The following is a 17,450-nucleotide window of genomic DNA, read 5'->3' as shown; positions in this document are numbered from 1 at the left end:
ATTACCTCAGGCAGTTTGCAGCGCCGCTGCGTCAATCGGTTGGGCGACGGGATACCAGCTCTGATGCTGGTGGGCTTTCTGAACCAGCAGCTCAGGCAGCGCGTACAGCGGGCCGAGCGCGAGGTAGCGTTTAGCCTGATCGACGACATTGCTGATGCCCAGCGTGTCCATATAGCGGAACGCGCCACCGCGGAACGGCGGGAAGCCTAAGCCATACACCAGCGCCATATCCGCCTCGGCGGGGGAAGCGATGATGTTTTCTTCGAGGCAGCGCACCACTTCGTTGAGCATCGGCAGCATCATGCGGTTGGCGATCTCTTCATCGCTGAATACCCGCTTCGGTTCACATACCGGCTCCAGCAGCGCATCGACATCTGCATCGGCGCGCTTCTGCGCTTTGCCTTTTTTATCCTGCTCCCAGCGGTAAAAGCCCTGGCCATTTTTCTGGCCGTAGCGTTTGGCTTCAAACAGCACATCAATGGCATCGCGGTAATCTTTCTGCATCCGCGACGGGAAGCCCCGGGCCATCACCTGTTGTGCATGATGCGCGGTATCAATGCCCACTACGTCCAGCAGCCACGCCGGCCCCATCGGCCAGCCAAATTGCTTCTCCATCACTTTATCGATCTGGCGGAAGTCCGCGCCGTCGCGCAGTAGCAGGCTGAAGGCGGCAAAGTAGGGGAACAGCACGCGGTTCACAAAGAAGCCGGGACAGTCATTCACCACAATCGGCGTTTTGCCCATCTTGCTGGCCCACGCCACCACTTTGCTGATGGTGGCTTCAGAAGTTTGCGCACCGCGAATCACTTCGACCAGCGGCATACGCGGCACCGGATTGAAGAAGTGCATGCCGCAGAAATTTTGCGGACGCTGCAGCGCCTGCGCCAGCTGGCTGATTGGAATGGTGGAGGTATTCGAGGCCAGCACGGCATCATCCCGCAGCTGCTGCTCGGTTTCAGCCAGCACTTTGGCTTTGATTTGCGGGTTCTCGACCACCGCTTCGACCACCACATCGGCGCGATCAAAGCCGCTGTAATCCAGCGTCGGCTGAATGCTCGCCAGCACGCTCGCCAGCCTGGTACCGTCGATTTTGCCGCGCTCCAGCTGCTTATTAAGCAGCTTGCTGGCTTCATTCATGCCCAGCGTCAGCGCCTGCGGATTAATATCTTTCATCTTCACCGGCACGCCTTTCCAGGCCGACTGCCAGGCGATCCCGCCGCCCATGATGCCTGCGCCCAGTACCGCCGCCTGCTCTGGCGTGCCGGCCGCGCTGCTGTGTTTCTTCGCCAGGCCTTTTACGTACTGGTCATTGAGGAAGATGCCGACCAGCGCGCGTGCCACATCGCTCTGCGCCAGCGGCACAAAAGCAGCGGTTTCCAGCTTCAGCGCATCATCACGACCTAAGCCCGCTGCCGCTTCGATGGTTCGCACCGCGGCGATCGGCGCCGGATAGTGTTTGCCGGCGGTTTGCTGCACCATGCTTTTGGCGAGGGTAAAACTCATCGCGGCTTCAATCGGACTGAGCTTAAGCGGTGCCAGCTTCGGCGCACGACGCGCCTGCCAGCTGCCCTGGGCTATGGCATCCTGTAGCATGGTCAGCGCCGCGCTGCGCAGCTTCTCGCTGCTGACCACCGCATCCACCAGACCGAGCTTCAGCGCGCCCGGGCCATCAATATCTTTACCGGCGGCGATGATCTCCAGCGCGCTGTCGGCACCGAGCAGGCGCGGCAGACGCACGCTGCCGCCGAAGCCCGGCATAATGCCGAGTTTGGTTTCCGGCAGGCCAATGCGCGCGGTGGGCGTGGCCACGCGGAAGTCGGTCGCCAGCACACACTCGCAGCCCCCGCCCAGCGCGTAGCCGTCAATGGCGGCGATGGTTGGCACCGGCAAATCTTCCAGACGATTAAAGATGCTGTTGGCGAATGTCAGCCACTGGCTGAGCTGCTCAGCGGGCGCATCAAACAGCGACAGGAATTCTGTGATATCCGCCCCGACAATAAACGCCGGTTTGGCGGAAGAGAGCAGCAGGCCGCGCAGCGTGCTTTGCTGCTCCAGTACGCTCAGCGCCTCGCCTAAGGCGGCGACGGTTTTGGTATCAAGTTTGTTCACCGAACCGGGCGCATCAAAAACCAGCTCGGCGATGCCATCGTCAAGCCAGTGCACTGAAAGGGTATCGCCTTGGTAGAGCATGTCCGTCTCCTGAAACGCGAAAGGTGATCTGGTCATACCAGATGATCAGGAGTGTGGGTGTCATGTTAATTTTTTGCAAACGAGAGTTTGCTTATTTGATACGGCGATCACAGCGCGCGCAGCACGGCATCCCCCGCGCGGCTGTGCTACACTGCCGCCACTTTCGCGACATCGGAGACAAGTCCATGGATTCACTGAAAACCCTGTATCACGCGCATATCTCAACGCTGCAGCAGCGTGCGCAACAGGTGCTGGCGCGCTTTAAGCTGGACGCCATGCTGATTCATTCAGGCGAGTTGCTGACCGTATTTCTTGACGATCATGACTATCCGTTTAAGGTGAATCCCCAGTTTAAAGCCTGGGTGCCAGTGACGCAGGTGCCCAACTGCTGGCTGTGGATCGATGGCGTGAATAAACCCAAACTGTGGTTCTACTCGCCGGTCGATTACTGGCACAACGTCGAGCCACTGCCGGACAGCTTCTGGACCCAGGATGTTGAGGTCATCGGCCTGAAAAACGCTGACGATATCGCTCAGCTGTTGCCGGCACAGCGCGACAAGGTGGCCTATATCGGGCCGGTACCGTCTCGCGCCACCCAGCTGGGCATCCGCAGCGAGGGGATCAATCCTCAGGGCGTCATCGACTTTCTGCATTATCATCGCAGCATCAAAACCGATTACGAGCTGGCCTGTATGCGCGAAGCGCAGAAGCTGGCGGTGGCAGGCCATCGCGCAGCGAAAGAGGCGTTCTTCTCCGGCATGAGCGAGTTTGATATCAATCTTGCCTATCTGACCGCCACCGGCCACCGTGACATTGATGTACCGTATGGCAATATCATCGCGCTGAATGAACATGCTGCGGTGTTGCACTACACCCGGCTTGACCATCAGCCGCCGGCGAAACGTCACAGCTTCCTGATTGATGCCGGCGCAGAGTATCTTGGCTATGCGGCAGACCTGACGCGCAGCTATGCGGCGCAGAGCAAAACGCGCTATGCGGAAATGGTTGCCGCGATGAATAAAGAAGAGCTGGCGCTGATCGCCACGCTGAAAGCCGGCGTGCGCTATACCGATTACCATCTGCAAATGCATCAGCGTATCGCGCGTATGCTGCTGAAGTTTGAACTGGTGCAGGGGCTGAGCGAAGAGACGCTGGTGGCGGAAAACCTCACCGGGCCGTTTATGCCGCACGGTCTCGGCCATCCGCTGGGCCTGCAGGTGCACGACGTTGCCGGGTTTATGCAGGACGACAGCGGCACGCATCTGGCGGCGCCATCGCAGTATCCTTATCTGCGCTGTACGCGGGTGCTGCAGCCGGGCATGGTGCTGACCATTGAACCGGGCTTCTATATTATCGATTCACTGCTGGCGCCGCTGCGCAGCGGTAAGTTCAGTCAGCACTTTGACTGGCAGGCGATTGATGCCCTGAAGCCGTACGGGGGCATTCGTATCGAGGATAATGTGGTGATTCACGCCAGCCGCATCGAAAACATGACGCGTGACTTGCATCTGGCCTGATGGACGCTTACGACATTCCCGCTGAGGCCGTCAGTCTCAGCGAGGAGACCATCAAAAAGAGCCGCTTTATTACCCTGCTGGCGCATACCGATGGGGTGGCCGCTGCGCGCGCCTTTGTGCAGCAGGTAAAGCACGAACACCCGACCGCGCGGCATCACTGCTGGGCCTGGGTGGCGGGCGCGCCCGATGATTCACAACAGCTGGGGTTTTCTGACGATGGCGAACCCTCCGGCACGGCCGGTAAGCCGATGCTGGCGCAGCTGATGGGCAGCGGCGTGGGCGAGATCACCGCCGTGGTGGTGCGCTATTATGGCGGTATCATGCTGGGCACCGGCGGGCTGGTGAAAGCCTACGGTGGCGGCGTGCAGCAGGGGCTGAAGCTGCTGGCGCGCCAGCGTAAAGTGCCGATGCAATGTTTCACCCTGCAGTGTGACTATGCGCAACTGAGCGATATAGAGCGCCTGCTGCAGCGTTTTGACGGCAGCATTGAACAGAGCCATTATCAGGATCGCATTACGCTACGTCTGGCGTTGCCCCATCCGCAGATTGATGGCTTCAGGCAAAACCTTTCTGATTACAGCCGGGGCGCTTTGGCGCTGATCCCGCTGGACAACTAACCGCATCTGTTTAAAGGAAACGGCTGAATGCATTTTCGCGCCATTACCCGCATCGTGGGCCTGCTGGTGATTCTGTTCTCGGTAACCATGATCCTGCCTGGCTTAGTGGCCCTGATTTATCGCGACGGTGCCGGGCGCGCGTTCAGTCAGACGTTTATGATGGCGATCGTCATCGGTTCGCTGCTGTGGTGGCCCAACCGCAAACAAAAGAGTGAGCTGAAACCGCGTGAAGGCTTTCTGATTGTAGTGCTGTTCTGGACCGTGCTGGGCAGCGTGGGGGCAATGCCGTTTATCTTCGCCGAGCAGCCACACCTGTCGGTGACCGACGCCTTCTTCGAATCGTTCTCTGGCTTAACCACCACCGGTGCCACTACGTTAGTAGGGCTCGACTCGCTGCCCAAAGCCATTCTGTTCTATCGCCAGATGCTGCAGTGGCTTGGCGGCATGGGGATCATCGTGCTGGCGGTGGCCATTCTGCCGATTCTCGGCGTCGGCGGCATGCAGCTCTACCGCGCCGAGATGCCGGGACCGCTGAAAGATAACAAAATGCGCCCGCGCATTGCCGAAACGGCGAAAACCCTGTGGCTGATTTATGTGCTGCTAACGGTGGCCTGTGCGCTGGCGCTGTGGCTGGCGGGCATGCCGATGTTTGATGCTATCGGCCACAGCTTCTCGACCATCGCCATCGGCGGTTTTTCTACCCATGATGCCAGCATCGGCTACTTCAATAGCCCGACCATTAATACCATCGTGGCGATTTTCCTGCTGATCTCCGGCTGTAACTACGGCCTGCACTTCTCGTTGCTCAGCGGGCGAAACCTGAAAGTCTACTGGCGCGATCCGGAATTCCGCATGTTCATTGGCGTGCAGCTGACGCTGGTACTGATTTGTACCCTGGTGCTGTGGTTCCACAATGTCTATTCCAGCGGCTGGCAAACCCTCAATCAGGCATTTTTCCAGGTGGTATCGATGGCGACGACGGCGGGCTTTACCACCGACAGTATTGCGCGCTGGCCGCTGTTCCTGCCGGTGCTGCTGCTGTGTTCAGCCTTTATCGGCGGTATGGCGGGTTCGACCGGCGGTGGCCTGAAGGTGATTCGCATTCTGCTGCTGTGCAAGCAAGGGTCGCGCGAACTGAAACGCCTGGTGCATCCCAATGCGGTCTATACCATTAAACTGGGGAACCGTGCACTGCCGGAACGTATTCTCGAAGCGGTGTGGGGCTTTTTCTCGGCTTACGCGCTGGTGTTTCTGGTCAGCATGCTGGCGATTATCGCCACCGGTGTGGATGACTTCTCGGCCTTCGCCGCGGTGGCGGCGACGCTGAATAACCTTGGCCCGGGGCTGGGTGTGGTGGCAGATAACTTCACGTCGATGAATGATGTCGCCAAGTGGATTTTAATCTCCACCATGCTGTTTGGACGCCTTGAAGTGTTCACGCTGCTGGTGCTGTTCACGCCCACCTTCTGGCGCGAATAATAAAACAGGAATGAGTGATGAAAGCGTTAATTCTTTATTCCAGCCGCGACGGGCAAACCCGTGAAATCGCGGCGCGTATTGCCCGCACGCTGACACCGCAGCAGCTATGTGATGTGCTGGATCTGGCGCAGGCACCGCAGGTGGAGTGGGCACAGTATGATCGCGTGCTGATTGGTGCCTCGATCCGCTATGGTCATTTCCAGCCCGAGCTGATGAAATTCGTCACGCAACATAAGGCGGAACTGCAGCAGCGCGTCAGCGGCTTTTTCAGCGTCAATCTTACTGCGCGCAAAGCCGATAAGTGCACGCCGGAAACCAATGCCTATACGCGTAAGTTCCTGGCGCAGTCACCGTGGCAACCGGATCGCTGTGCGGTGTTTGCCGGTGCGCTGCGCTATCCACGCTATCGCTGGTTCGATCGCATCATGATTCAGTTCATTATGCGTATGACTGGCGGCGAAACGGATACATCGAAGGAAGTTGAATACACCGACTGGGAGAAAGTCACGCGTTTTGCCCAGGATTTCGCACAGTTACCAGGCAAATTGCCGCAAAATAACGCGTAGTGGTGAAATTTAGGCCGAACGATCATTTTTTTGCAATAAACCCTTGTCAGCCAGAATTAACGCCCTATAATGCGCCACCACTGAGACGGCAAAGCGGCAACGCAGGCGGCTCAGCAGGGCGTGAAGTGATTCACCCCGCCGGAGAAAAACGCTGAAAAAAGTGTTTGACTCTGAAGGAGGAAAGCGTAATATACGCCACCTCGCGACAGCAGGCCGAACGCCGCGTCGCACCGCTCTTTAACAATTTATCAGACAATCTGTGTGGGCACTCGCAGGATTGATATCACAAGCCTACGGGCTTTAAAAAATATCAAGTCTTTGCTGAGTGAACACGTAATTCATTACGAAGTTTAATTCACAGAGCATCGCTGCACTCGTTGCAGCAAATCAAACTTTAAATTGAAGAGTTTGATCATGGCTCAGATTGAACGCTGGCGGCAGGCCTAACACATGCAAGTCGAACGGCAGCACAGAAGAGCTTGCTCTTTGGGTGGCGAGTGGCGGACGGGTGAGTAATGTCTGGGAAACTGCCCGATGGAGGGGGATAACTACTGGAAACGGTAGCTAATACCGCATAACGTCGCAAGACCAAAGTGGGGGACCTTCGGGCCTCACACCATCGGATGTGCCCAGATGGGATTAGCTAGTAGGTGGGGTAATGGCTCACCTAGGCGACGATCCCTAGCTGGTCTGAGAGGATGACCAGCCACACTGGAACTGAGACACGGTCCAGACTCCTACGGGAGGCAGCAGTGGGGAATATTGCACAATGGGCGCAAGCCTGATGCAGCCATGCCGCGTGTATGAAGAAGGCCTTCGGGTTGTAAAGTACTTTCAGCGGGGAGGAAGGCGGTGAGGTTAATAACCTCGCCGATTGACGTTACCCGCAGAAGAAGCACCGGCTAACTCCGTGCCAGCAGCCGCGGTAATACGGAGGGTGCAAGCGTTAATCGGAATTACTGGGCGTAAAGCGCACGCAGGCGGTCTGTTAAGTCAGATGTGAAATCCCCGGGCTTAACCTGGGAACTGCATTTGAAACTGGCAGGCTTGAGTCTCGTAGAGGGGGGTAGAATTCCAGGTGTAGCGGTGAAATGCGTAGAGATCTGGAGGAATACCGGTGGCGAAGGCGGCCCCCTGGACGAAGACTGACGCTCAGGTGCGAAAGCGTGGGGAGCAAACAGGATTAGATACCCTGGTAGTCCACGCCGTAAACGATGTCGACTTGGAGGTTGTGCCCTTGAGGCGTGGCTTCCGGAGCTAACGCGTTAAGTCGACCGCCTGGGGAGTACGGCCGCAAGGTTAAAACTCAAATGAATTGACGGGGGCCCGCACAAGCGGTGGAGCATGTGGTTTAATTCGATGCAACGCGAAGAACCTTACCTGGCCTTGACATCCAGAGAACTTAGCAGAGATGCTTTGGTGCCTTCGGGAACTCTGAGACAGGTGCTGCATGGCTGTCGTCAGCTCGTGTTGTGAAATGTTGGGTTAAGTCCCGCAACGAGCGCAACCCTTATCCTTTGTTGCCAGCGGTTCGGCCGGGAACTCAAAGGAGACTGCCGGTGATAAACCGGAGGAAGGTGGGGATGACGTCAAGTCATCATGGCCCTTACGGCCAGGGCTACACACGTGCTACAATGGCGCATACAAAGAGAAGCGACCTCGCGAGAGCAAGCGGACCTCATAAAGTGCGTCGTAGTCCGGATTGGAGTCTGCAACTCGACTCCATGAAGTCGGAATCGCTAGTAATCGTAGATCAGAATGCTACGGTGAATACGTTCCCGGGCCTTGTACACACCGCCCGTCACACCATGGGAGTGGGTTGCAAAAGAAGTAGGTAGCTTAACCTTCGGGAGGGCGCTTACCACTTTGTGATTCATGACTGGGGTGAAGTCGTAACAAGGTAACCGTAGGGGAACCTGCGGTTGGATCACCTCCTTACCTGAAGATACCTTCCCGCGAAGTGCTCACACAGATTGTCTGATAGAAAAGTAACGAGCAGGACGGCTGCGAAGTCGTGACACTTTGTGTCCCCTTCGTCTAGCGGTTAGGACTCCGCCCTTTCACGGCGGCAACAGGGGTTCGAATCCCCTAGGGGACGCCACTGCTTGGTGACAGGTGAAAGGTGTCTCCACAGAATATCTCAAAACTGACGGTAACGTCGTGTTTGAGATATTGCTCTTTAACAATCCGGAACAAGCTGAAAATTTGAAACGACGCGTCGCGTTCATTTCTCCGTAATAAGAAATGAATCACGATGCGTTCGGGTCTCTCAAATGCTTGCAGTCCGCAGCGTTGCAAAACGCCTGTGGGTTGTGAGGTTAAGCGACTAAGCGTACACGGTGGATGCCCTGGCAGTCAGAGGCGATGAAGGACGTGCTAATCTGCGAAAAGCGACGGTAAGGTGATATGAACCGCTACAGCCGTCGATGTCCGAATGGGGAAACCCAGTGTGTTTCGACACACTATCGTTAACTGAATACATAGGTTAACGAGGCGAACCGGGGGAACTGAAACATCTAAGTACCCCGAGGAAAAGAAATCAACCGAGATTCCCCCAGTAGCGGCGAGCGAACGGGGAGCAGCCCAGGACCTGAATCAGCTTGTGCATCAGTGGAAGCGTCTGGAAAGTCGCGCGATACCGGGTGACAGCCCCGTACACGAAGATGCATGAGTTGTGAGTCCGACGAGTAGGGCGGGACACGTGGTATCCTGTCTGAACATGGGGGGACCATCCTCCAAGGCTAAATACTCCTGACTGACCGATAGTGAACCAGTACCGTGAGGGAAAGGCGAAAAGAACCCCGGCGAGGGGAGTGAAACAGAACCTGAAACCGTGTACGTACAAGCAGTGGGAGCACCTTCGGGTGTGACTGCGTACCTTTTGTATAATGGGTCAGCGACTTATATTCTGTAGCAAGGTTAACCGCATAGGGGAGCCGAAGGGAAACCGAGTCTTAATTGGGCGTTAAGTTGCAGGGTATAGACCCGAAACCCGGTGATCTAGCCATGGGCAGGTTGAAGGTTGGGTAACACTAACTGGAGGACCGAACCGACTAATGTTGAAAAATTAGCGGATGACTTGTGGCTGGGGGTGAAAGGCCAATCAAACCGGGAGATAGCTGGTTCTCCCCGAAAGCTATTTAGGTAGCGCCTCGTGAACTCATCTCCGGGGGTAGAGCACTGTTTCGGCTAGGGGGCCATCCCGGCTTACCAACCCGATGCAAACTGCGAATACCGGAGAATGTTATCACGGGAGACACACGGCGGGTGCTAACGTCCGTCGTGAAGAGGGAAACAACCCAGACCGCCAGCTAAGGTCCCAAAGTCATGGTTAAGTGGGAAACGATGTGGGAAGGCACAGACAGCCAGGATGTTGGCTTAGAAGCAGCCATCATTTAAAGAAAGCGTAATAGCTCACTGGTCGAGTCGGCCTGCGCGGAAGATGTAACGGGGCTAAACCATGCACCGAAGCTGCGGCAGCGACACTATGTGTTGTTGGGTAGGGGAGCGTTCTGTAAGCCGCTGAAGGTGTGCTGTGAGGCATGCTGGAGGTATCAGAAGTGCGAATGCTGACATAAGTAACGATAAAGCGGGTGAAAAGCCCGCTCGCCGGAAGACCAAGGGTTCCTGTCCAACGTTAATCGGGGCAGGGTGAGTCGACCCCTAAGGCGAGGCTGAAAAGCGTAGTCGATGGGAAACAGGTTAATATTCCTGTACTTGGTGTTACTGCGAAGGGGGGACGGAGAAGGCTAGGTTATCCGGGCGACGGTTGTCCCGGTTTAAGCGTGCAGGTGTGAAGACCAGGCAAATCCGGTCTTCTTTAACACTGAGGCGTGATGACGAGCCGCTACGGCGGTGAAGTAACTGATGCCCTGCTTCCAGGAAAAGCCTCTAAGCTCCAGGTAACACGAAATCGTACCCCAAACCGACACAGGTGGTCAGGTAGAGAATACCAAGGCGCTTGAGAGAACTCGGGTGAAGGAACTAGGCAAAATGGTGCCGTAACTTCGGGAGAAGGCACGCTGGCGCGTAGGTGAAGGGACTTGCTCCCGGAGCCGAGGCCAGTCGAAGATACCAGCTGGCTGCAACTGTTTATTAAAAACACAGCACTGTGCAAACACGAAAGTGGACGTATACGGTGTGACGCCTGCCCGGTGCCGGAAGGTTAATTGATGGGGTTATCCGCAAGGAGAAGCTCTTGATCGAAGCCCCGGTAAACGGCGGCCGTAACTATAACGGTCCTAAGGTAGCGAAATTCCTTGTCGGGTAAGTTCCGACCTGCACGAATGGCGTAATGATGGCCAGGCTGTCTCCACCCGAGACTCAGTGAAATTGAAATCGCTGTGAAGATGCAGTGTACCCGCGGCAAGACGGAAAGACCCCGTGAACCTTTACTATAGCTTGACACTGAACATTGAGCCTTGATGTGTAGGATAGGTGGGAGGCTTTGAAGCGTGGACGCCAGTCTGCGTGGAGCCAACCTTGAAATACCACCCTTTAATGTTTGATGTTCTAACGTAGGCCCGTAATCCGGGCTGCGGACAGTGTCTGGTGGGTAGTTTGACTGGGGCGGTCTCCTCCCAAAGCGTAACGGAGGAGCACGAAGGTTGGCTAATCCTGGTCGGACATCAGGAGGTTAGTGCAATGGCATAAGCCAGCTTGACTGCGAGAGTGACGGCTCGAGCAGGTGCGAAAGCAGGTCATAGTGATCCGGTGGTTCTGAATGGAAGGGCCATCGCTCAACGGATAAAAGGTACTCCGGGGATAACAGGCTGATACCGCCCAAGAGTTCATATCGACGGCGGTGTTTGGCACCTCGATGTCGGCTCATCACATCCTGGGGCTGAAGTAGGTCCCAAGGGTACGGCTGTTCGCCGTTTAAAGTGGTACGCGAGCTGGGTTTAGAACGTCGTGAGACAGTTCGGTCCCTATCTGCCGTGGGCGCTGGAGAATTGAGGGGGGTTGCTCCTAGTACGAGAGGACCGGAGTGAACGCACCGCTGGTGTTCGGGTTGTCATGCCAATGGCACTGCCCGGTAGCTAAGTGCGGAAGAGATAAGTGCTGAAAGCATCTAAGCACGAAACTTGCCCCGAGATGAGTTCTCCCTGACCCTTTAAGGGTCCTGAAGGGACGTTGAAGACGACGACGTTGATAGGCCGGGTGTGTAAGCGCAGCGATGCGTTGAGCTAACCGGTACTAATGACCCGTGAGGCTTAACCTTACAACGCCAGAGGCGTTTTGGTCTGAGAGACCGAAAGAATTTTCAGCTTTGTTCACCGGATTACGTCCAGTGGATTTTGTGCTGTGACAGGGCGGCACGCGAGACGACGTGAAGGAGCATACACGAGTATGTGACTGAGCGGCGCGAGCGGGGCAACGCAGTCAGAGCGCGAAAGACGCGGACGAAAACAGAATTTGCCTGGCGGCAACAGCGCGGTGGTCCCACCTGACCCCATGCCGAACTCAGAAGTGAAACGCCGTAGCGCCGATGGTAGTGTGGGGCCTCCCCATGCGAGAGTAGGGAACTGCCAGGCATCAAACCAGTGAAGAAGCCCCGGACGAGAGTCCGGGGCTTTTTTACGTCCGTACTCCGGCAAATTTACCGCTAAAAACGCGAAAACTCCCCACTGTAAAACCGTGCAATCGGGTAAACTACGGCCAGATTAATCAGTAAAGGCCGTAACATGTCCAGCCCTCAGACTTCCCTGAAAGCGTTCAACACACTGGGTCTTGCAATCGCGGCTGAAAAGCTTGTTGTTGCGGATAGCGCAGAAGCCATTTCCTCTGCCTGGCACGCCAGCCAGCAAAATAATCAGCCGTTTATGGTGCTTGGCGAGGGCAGTAACGTCCTGTTCCTCGAAGATTTTGCCGGCTGCGTGGTGATTAACGCGATTAAAGGTATCACCCTGGAAGAGCACGACGAAGCCTGGCATCTGCACGTTGGTGCTGGCGAAAACTGGCATCAGTTGGTTGAGCACACTCTAAAGAAAGGCCTCACCGGGCTGGAAAATCTGGCGCTGATTCCTGGCGTGACGGGATCGGCACCCATCCAGAACATTGGCGCTTACGGTGTTGAATTTAAAGATATTTGCCAGTACGTCGAGGTGTTACACCTGCCGGATAGCACAGTCACGCGTCTGCACCGTGATGAGTGCCAGTTTGGCTATCGCGACAGCATCTTCAAACACGCGATGAAGCACGACTATGTGATTGTGGCCGTCGGTCTGCGTCTGGCCAAGCAGTGGAAACCGGTGCTGAGCTATGGCGATCTGGCGAAGCTCAATCCCGCTACCGTATGCGCGTGGGACGTATTCAATGCGGTGTGCCATATGCGGCAAAGTAAGCTGCCCGATCCGCGCATAACAGGCAATGTAGGCAGTTTCTTTAAAAATCCCCTGATTTCCACTCAGCAGGCAGAGGCATTGCTCACGCACTATCCTGCTATGCCGCACTATCCACAGCACAGTGGTGAGGTCAAGCTGGCCGCGGGCTGGCTGATCGATCAGTGTGCGTTGAAAGGCTATCGTCTTGGCGGCGCTGCGGTGCATCGGCAGCAGGCACTGGTACTGATCAATGAAGACAATGCCACACCGCAGGATATTATCGCCCTGGCCCATCATGTGCGTCAGGAGGTGGGGAAAAAATTTGCCGTGTGGCTGGAGCCTGAGGTGCGGTTTATTGGCGCGCAGGGCGAGCGTAACGCCGTCGAGGTGATTTCATGAAAGATCATAGCGTTCCATTAAAACTGGTCGCCCTGCTGGCCGATGGCGAATTTCACTCTGGTGAACAGCTGGGTGAAGCGCTCGGTATGAGCCGCGCTGCCGTGAATAAACATATTCAGACGCTGAAAAGCTGGGGCCTCGATGTCTACACCGTGACAGGGAAAGGTTACAGCCTGCCAGCGCCCATTCAGTTGCTGAATGAAGAGGCGATACTGGCGCATCTGCATCAGGCGGATCTGGCGGTGATTCCGGTTATTGACTCAACGAATCAGTATTTACTCGATCGCATGGACCAGCTGAACTCCGGCTATGCGTGCATCGCGGAATATCAACAGGCCGGGCGCGGCCGGCGCGGACGGAAATGGTTCTCGCCGTTTGGCGCCAATCTCTACATGTCCATGTACTGGCGACTGGAGCAGGGGCCAGCTGCGGCAATGGGCCTGAGTCTGGTGATTGGTATCGTGATGGCAGAGGTTATCCAGTCGCTGGGCGCGGCCGACGTTCGCGTTAAGTGGCCAAATGACCTCTATCTGCAGGATCGTAAACTGGCGGGTATTCTGGTTGAGCTCACCGGTAAAACCGGCGATGCGGCGCAAATTGTGATGGGCGCGGGGATCAACCTGGTGATGCGGGGCGAAGGCACGGCAGAAATCAATCAGGGTTGGATCAATCTTCAGGAAGCGGGCATCGAGATCAATCGTAACGAACTTGCCGCCAGGCTGATAAACCGTCTGCGTGAAGCTTTACCGCTGTTTGAACGCGATGGGCTGGCGCCGTTTGTCGGCCGCTGGGAAGCGCTGGATAACTTTATCCATCGTCCGGTAAAACTGCTGATTGGCGATCGTGAAGTGCATGGCATTGCGCGCGGAATTGATAAGCAGGGCGGTTTATTGCTGGAACAGGATGGTGAGATTAAATCCTGGGTCGGCGGGGAAATTTCATTACGTCCCGCTAATTGACACGGTAAACAGTAATGCATTAAACGCCCTGATAAAGCAGGGCGTTTTTAATACTATTTTCGTAACCGCACGCTTTGCACGGCATGATCCGCAGACTTGGTCATGATTAGGCTGGCCCGCTCACGCGTAGGTAAGATGTTTTCTTTTAAATTCAGCCAGTTAATCTCTTTCCATAACCCACGTGCAATACTCTCTGCTTCCTCTTCAGGCAGCTGAGAATAGTGGTGGAAATAAGAGTCCGGATCGCTGAAGGCACCTTCGCGGAATTTAAGAAAGCGATTAACGTACCAGCGCTCTAATAAGTTTTCTGGCGCATCGACATATATTGAAAAGTCGACGAAATCTGAGACAAATACATGATGCGGATCGTGCGGATAATCCATACCGCTCTGCAGGACGTTCAGCCCTTCCAGAATCAGGATGTCCGGCTGCTGCACCACCTTATCGCCATCCGGGATGACATCGTAAATCAGGTGTGAATACACCGGTGCGGTGACCTGACTGGCGCCCGATTTCAAATCCGATACGAACTTCACCAGTCGATGCATATCATACGACTGCGGGAAGCCTTTCTTTTTCATCAGGCCGCGCTCTTTCAGCACCGCATTAGGGTGCAAAAAGCCATCGGTGGTGATGAGTTCCACCTTGCGGTGCTCGGGCCAGCGGCTAAGCAGCGCCTGTAACACGCGCGCGGTGGTGCTTTTACCGACGGCGACACTGCCGGCAATACTGATAATGTACGGGATCTTCTGGCCATTGGTGCCAAGGAACTGCTCCAGTACCGCCTGACGGCGCAGATTTGAACTGATATAGAAGTTCAGCAGACGTGATAGCGGCAGATAGATCTCGGCAACTTCTTCCAGCGAAAGATCTTCATTGATACCGCGCAGCCGTTCAATTTCGCTGGCGGCCAGCGTCATCGGTACGGAATCTCGCAGCGCAGCCCATTGCTGGCGATCAAACTGCAGGTAGGGCGTCGTCAGTGGCGTCGTTTTTTTACTCATAAGCATGCATCTGACCGCAAATTCTGGCTCATCAACACCTTGCAGCAACAGGCATACAGCGATGTGTCGAACTCAGTTGCACGTCACAGGGGTAATTTAACGAGAACAATGGGCAGGAGGGTAACACCAGTGTGACTTTAAAAAGAAGTAAAATGATAAACCTGAGCACGCTTTCGTAAGCAGGCCCGCATTTTTATGATCACATTATGAGGCTAACGCAGTATCAAAGAATAATCAGGCAGTGGGTTGACGGAAAAACACACCATGTTTGCTGCTTTTTGCTGCGCTGGCGGGGCGTTTTGCGAGGATTTGCACAAATAGTAAGCGGTAGTGCAAATTTAGCAATTTTTTTGTTGCATCCTGAACCCGGTCTTCCTAGAATGCGCGTCACTTGATGCCGGCTTAGCTCAGTTGGTAGAGCAACTGACTTGTAATCAGTAGGTCACCAGTTCGATTCCGGTAGCCGGCACCATCAAGTAGGTGGGATTCCCGAGCGGCCAAAGGGAGCAGACTGTAAATCTGCCGTCACAGACTTCGAAGGTTCGAATCCTTCTCCCACCACCATCTCAACCTCTCGGTTGAGCGTCAGATAAAGGCTTATCTGATGGGTGAGTTCAATTCTCTCACCTTCGAATTCAGATTGCGCAGTAGCGTGATCACCGTCAGTCGGAAACTCTGACTGGCTCGAATAATAGAAGGTCTTCTTTTATTATTCATAAGCTACAGAAAGAACAGGTAGCCGAGTTCCAGGATGCGGGCATCGTATAATGGCTATTACCTCAGCCTTCCAAGCTGATGATGCGGGTTCGATTCCCGCTGCCCGCTCCAGATGTGCTGATATGGCTCAGTTGGTAGAGCGCACCCTTGGTAAGGGTGAGGTCCCCAGTTCGACTCTGGGTATCAGCACCACTTCCTTTATCTCTCTCCTGATTCTCTCTCTGTAAAACTAACATCAGGTTTTGCCTGGTTAATGTGACGATATCTTTGATATATCCGTGTCTTAGAGGGACAAGCGATGGCTAAAGAGCAATTTCAACGTAACAAACTGCACGTAAACGTGGGCACCATCGGTCACGTCGACCACGGTAAAACCACTCTGACTGCGGCAATCACCACCGTTCTGGCTAAAACCTACGGCGGCCAGGCACGTGCATTCGATCAGATCGATAACGCGCCAGAAGAGAAGGCTCGTGGTATCACCATCAACACCTCTCACGTTGAATATGAAACCCCGACCCGTCACTACGCACACGTTGACTGCCCAGGCCACGCCGACTATGTGAAAAACATGATCACCGGTGCTGCGCAGATGGACGGCGCGATCCTGGTTGTTGCGGCGACTGATGGCCCAATGCCTCAGACCCGTGAGCACATCCTGCTGGGTCGTCAGGTTGGCGTTCCTTACATCATCGTGTTCCTGAACAAGTGCGACATGGTTGATGACGAAGAGCTGCTGGAACTGGTTGAGATGGAAGTGCGTGACCTGCTGTCTGCTTACGACTTCCCTGGCGACGATACCCCAATCGTACGCGGTTCTGCGCTGAAAGCGCTGGAAGGCGACGCTGAGTGGGAAGCGAAAATCGTTGAGCTGGCTGAGCACCTGGATAACTACATCCCGGATCCAGTCCGTGCTATCGACCTGCCGTTCCTGCTGCCAATCGAAGACGTATTCTCAATCTCTGGCCGTGGTACCGTTGTTACCGGTCGTGTTGAGCGCGGCATCGTGAAAGTGGGCGACGAAGTAGAAATCGTAGGTATCAAAGCGACTGCCAAGTCTACCTGTACCGGTGTTGAAATGTTCCGCAAACTGCTGGACCAGGGTCAGGCAGGCGAGAACTGTGGTGTTCTGCTGCGCGGTATCAAGCGTGAAGAGATCCAGCGTGGTCAGGTTCTGGCTAAGCCAGGTACCATCAAGCCACACACCCAGTTCGAGTCAGAAGTTTACGTTCTGTCTAAAGACGAAGGCGGCCGTCATACTCCGTTCTTCAAAGGCTACCGTCCACAGTTCTACTTCCGTACCACTGACGTAACCGGTTCAGTAGAGCTGCCAGAAGGCGTTGAGATGGTAATGCCAGGCGACAACATCAAAATGGTTGTTACCCTGATCCATCCAATCGCAATGGACGAAGGTCTGCGCTTCGCAATCCGCGAAGGCGGCCGTACCGTTGGCGCGGGCGTTGTTGCTAAAGTTATCGCGTAATAGCGATAATATTTGACGCAATGCACACGGAAAGGGCATCATTTGATGCCCTTTTTGTACGCTGTTAACCAGAACCTGGCTCATCAGTGATTTTCGATCATAATCATTGCTGAGACAGGCTCTGTATTACGGCGCTGGATACCGAGTTATGCCCAAAAGCGCATTCGGTTTGGATGCCTCGCTCTGCGGGGCAGAA

At 55.3% G+C, this 17,450-nt stretch carries 9 protein-coding genes, 5 tRNA genes and 3 rRNA genes; 15 read left to right on the top strand and 2 right to left on the bottom strand.

Annotated features, from left to right (window positions below; all coding sequences use genetic code 11):
- Positions 1 to 6: 6 nt before the first annotated feature.
- Positions 7 to 2,190: a fatty acid oxidation complex subunit alpha FadB gene (gene fadB / locus AC6I79_RS18915; RefSeq protein ID WP_127833540.1), complete on the bottom strand. Its 2,184-nt coding sequence runs from the start codon at positions 2,188 to 2,190 to the stop codon at positions 7 to 9.
- Between the two features lie 185 nt (positions 2,191 to 2,375).
- On the opposite strand from fadB, the gene pepQ reads away from it, so the two are divergent.
- From pepQ to birA, 10 genes are all read left to right on the top strand, one after another.
- Positions 2,376 to 3,707, top strand: coding sequence for a Xaa-Pro dipeptidase (gene pepQ, locus AC6I79_RS18910; RefSeq protein WP_498027476.1), 1,332 nt, complete (start codon positions 2,376 to 2,378; stop codon positions 3,705 to 3,707).
- Positions 3,707 to 4,324 (top strand): IMPACT family protein, encoded by a 618-nt coding sequence (locus AC6I79_RS18905; protein ID WP_058758129.1) that lies wholly within the window; start codon positions 3,707 to 3,709, stop codon positions 4,322 to 4,324. The genes pepQ and AC6I79_RS18905 overlap by 1 nt, the downstream gene beginning before the upstream one ends.
- Before the next feature lie 27 nt (positions 4,325 to 4,351).
- Positions 4,352 to 5,803, top strand: coding sequence for a Trk system potassium transporter TrkH (gene trkH / locus AC6I79_RS18900; RefSeq protein WP_021506935.1), 1,452 nt, complete (start codon positions 4,352 to 4,354; stop codon positions 5,801 to 5,803).
- Between the two features lie 17 nt (positions 5,804 to 5,820).
- Positions 5,821 to 6,369, top strand: a complete 549-nt coding sequence (gene hemG, locus AC6I79_RS18895; protein ID WP_215800465.1) for a menaquinone-dependent protoporphyrinogen IX dehydrogenase — start codon at positions 5,821 to 5,823, stop codon at positions 6,367 to 6,369.
- A 396-nt stretch (positions 6,370 to 6,765) separates the two neighbouring features.
- Positions 6,766 to 8,307, top strand: a 16S ribosomal RNA gene (locus AC6I79_RS18890).
- 88 nt (positions 8,308 to 8,395) lie between these two features.
- A tRNA-Glu gene (locus AC6I79_RS18885) sits at positions 8,396 to 8,470 on the top strand.
- A gap of 215 nt (positions 8,471 to 8,685) precedes the next feature.
- Positions 8,686 to 11,590, top strand: a 23S ribosomal RNA gene (locus tag AC6I79_RS18880).
- 197 nt (positions 11,591 to 11,787) lie between these two features.
- Positions 11,788 to 11,903 (top strand): 5S ribosomal RNA (gene rrf / locus AC6I79_RS18875).
- Together the 16S, 23S and 5S rRNA genes with 1 tRNA gene alongside form the textbook arrangement of a ribosomal RNA operon.
- Positions 11,904 to 12,053: 150 nt before the next feature.
- Positions 12,054 to 13,091 (top strand): UDP-N-acetylmuramate dehydrogenase, encoded by a 1,038-nt coding sequence (murB, locus tag AC6I79_RS18870; RefSeq protein ID WP_498027475.1) that lies wholly within the window; start codon positions 12,054 to 12,056, stop codon positions 13,089 to 13,091.
- Complete coding sequence (gene birA, locus AC6I79_RS18865) at positions 13,088 to 14,050, top strand: bifunctional biotin--[acetyl-CoA-carboxylase] ligase/biotin operon repressor BirA (RefSeq protein WP_058759910.1); 963 nt, start codon at positions 13,088 to 13,090, stop codon at positions 14,048 to 14,050. Before murB ends, birA begins: the two co-directional genes overlap by 4 nt.
- 53 nt (positions 14,051 to 14,103) lie before the next feature.
- Here the strand turns inward: birA and coaA are convergent, their stop codons facing one another.
- Positions 14,104 to 15,054 (bottom strand): type I pantothenate kinase, encoded by a 951-nt coding sequence (coaA, locus tag AC6I79_RS18860; RefSeq protein WP_058759911.1) that lies wholly within the window; start codon positions 15,052 to 15,054, stop codon positions 14,104 to 14,106.
- Positions 15,055 to 15,450: 396 nt separating this feature from the next.
- On the opposite strand from coaA, the gene AC6I79_RS18855 reads away from it, so the two are divergent.
- From AC6I79_RS18855 to tuf, 5 genes are all read left to right on the top strand, one after another.
- Positions 15,451 to 15,526, top strand: a tRNA-Thr gene (locus AC6I79_RS18855).
- 7 nt (positions 15,527 to 15,533) lie between these two features.
- Positions 15,534 to 15,618: transfer RNA gene (locus tag AC6I79_RS18850), tRNA-Tyr, on the top strand.
- Between the two features lie 189 nt (positions 15,619 to 15,807).
- Positions 15,808 to 15,882, top strand: a tRNA-Gly gene (locus AC6I79_RS18845).
- Between the two features lie 5 nt (positions 15,883 to 15,887).
- Positions 15,888 to 15,963: transfer RNA gene (locus tag AC6I79_RS18840), tRNA-Thr, on the top strand.
- Positions 15,964 to 16,069: 106 nt separating this feature from the next.
- Complete coding sequence (tuf, locus tag AC6I79_RS18835) at positions 16,070 to 17,254, top strand: elongation factor Tu (RefSeq protein WP_022547082.1); 1,185 nt, start codon at positions 16,070 to 16,072, stop codon at positions 17,252 to 17,254.
- The last annotated feature ends 196 nt before the right edge of the window (positions 17,255 to 17,450 follow it).

This window comes from gamma proteobacterium symbiont of Scutellera amethystina (genome assembly GCF_059730845.1).
This window is presented reverse-complemented; position numbering and strand designations above follow the sequence as displayed.

Coding starts and splice junctions, on each gene's coding strand:
- fadB (WP_127833540.1), bottom strand. CDS start 2,190: ATGCTCTACCAAGGCGATACCCTTTCAGTGCACTGGCTTGACGATGGC.
- pepQ (WP_498027476.1), top strand. CDS start 2,376: ATGGATTCACTGAAAACCCTGTATCACGCGCATATCTCAACGCTGCAG.
- AC6I79_RS18905 (WP_058758129.1), top strand. CDS start 3,707: ATGGACGCTTACGACATTCCCGCTGAGGCCGTCAGTCTCAGCGAGGAG.
- trkH (WP_021506935.1), top strand. CDS start 4,352: ATGCATTTTCGCGCCATTACCCGCATCGTGGGCCTGCTGGTGATTCTG.
- hemG (WP_215800465.1), top strand. CDS start 5,821: ATGAAAGCGTTAATTCTTTATTCCAGCCGCGACGGGCAAACCCGTGAA.
- murB (WP_498027475.1), top strand. CDS start 12,054: ATGTCCAGCCCTCAGACTTCCCTGAAAGCGTTCAACACACTGGGTCTT.
- birA (WP_058759910.1), top strand. CDS start 13,088: ATGAAAGATCATAGCGTTCCATTAAAACTGGTCGCCCTGCTGGCCGAT.
- coaA (WP_058759911.1), bottom strand. CDS start 15,054: ATGAGTAAAAAAACGACGCCACTGACGACGCCCTACCTGCAGTTTGAT.
- tuf (WP_022547082.1), top strand. CDS start 16,070: ATGGCTAAAGAGCAATTTCAACGTAACAAACTGCACGTAAACGTGGGC.